Raw genomic sequence first — 1,586 nt, forward strand, 5'->3', positions numbered from 1 at the left:
GTTCCGCCAGTGCCGGTATCGGTATAACGGACGGTGTAATCCGTGCGGAAACGGTATCGGCAAAAGATTTATTGAAAGACGGCAGATCATTCGGTGCGCGTATCGGTTCCGAATATAACAGTAATCGCGGCATTAACGATTCGCTTTCACTCTATGGACAAGCGAATAATCTGGATGTATTGCTATTAGGCAGTTGGGGAGACGATAAAAACTATAAGGCGGGTAAAGGTTATTCGGATGCGGTGAATAAAAATAGCCGAGTAGTGAATAATACCGCTCGTCGTCAAGGTAATTATTTGGCGAAATTCGGCTATGATATTACCGATAAACAGCGTATCGGCTTAAGTTTCCGTCAAGAGTCGTTTTATGGTGCGGGACAAGATCGTTTCGAGATGATTTTTAATAGCCGCCCGGTAAATGCGAACACGACCAAACGTACCTACAACCTTGAGTATGATGCGAAAGACATCGGCTTTGCTCGAGACGTTAAAGCGAATGTGTTCCATATTTTAGGGACGGATAAGCGAGAAGATTATCAGCAAAATAAATTAACCGGTTATCAACGTAGTTCTAAAACCAAAACAACGGGGGCTAATTTAGGCTTTACCAGCGAATTTGGCGGAGAGCATCTGTTTAAATATGGTGTGAATCTGCGTAAAGAGCAGACAGGTAGTCAGAATTCGTTCGGCAATATTAAAGGCGAACAAAAATTCGAATACGGATTATATGCCGAAGGGATTTGGTCTTTAGGTAAAGTGCTGACCTTAACCACAGGGTTACGTTATGATTACTATGATTTGGATACAGCGGGTAAAGTGGATAAAAACGGTAAACCGCTTGCCGGTAATAAATCGGTATCCGATAAAAGATTAAATCCGAGTTTCGGATTGATTTGGGACATTACACCGAATTTTGCTTTGAATGCTAAATTAAATTATGCAAGTCGCAGCCCTATTTTAGCTTCGGCAAATACCATAACCGATAACCGCGGTTCATTAGATAAAGCCAGAGGCTTACGTTTTATCGATCCTAAATTGAAAACCGAAGACGTACGTTTGGCGGAAGTCGGTTTTGAATGGAAATATGCCGATTTTAATTTAAAAGGCAGCGTGTTCGAGCAAAGAGTTAAAAACTTCTATCAAACGACCAACAGTATCATTAGCAATGCGGGAACCTTAAAAACGAAAGGTTATGAAGCCGAGTTGGATTATCAATGGAACGCATTAAAATTAACCGCCGGTGTGGCGTATGCCGATCCGAAAGCGGACTTTGCGCTTTCTAATGATCCGCTGAATGTTATTCCGCAAGGTCGTCAATGGAGTACCGGTGTTTCGTATAAATTTGTTGAACCGAATTTAGAGATCGGTTGGTTAGGTCGCTATGCTCAGTCTAAAGAGTATAAAACGGGCGCTGCGCCGAAAGTCGAAACGAGAAGACGTATCGGATACGGCGTACATGATATTTTCGTAAACTGGCAGCCGCTTAATCAAGACAACTTCAATGTGAATTTCACGGTAAAAAACATCGGTAATAAATTCTATCGTAGCCACAGCCAAAGAAATCTTGAAGTCACGCCGCCAAGCCCG

General features: G+C 42.4%; 1 protein-coding gene. It reads left to right on the forward strand.

Features of this window, described 5'->3' with window-relative positions:
- Window positions 1-1,586, forward strand: a 1,586-nt coding sequence (locus D0Z60_RS11435) for a TonB-dependent receptor plug domain-containing protein (protein ID WP_118858568.1), incomplete at both ends; no start/stop codon positions are given.

The organism is Sphingomonas mesophila (genome assembly GCF_003499275.1).
Taxonomy (GTDB): domain Bacteria; phylum Pseudomonadota; class Alphaproteobacteria; order Sphingomonadales; family Sphingomonadaceae; genus Sphingomicrobium; species Sphingomicrobium mesophilum.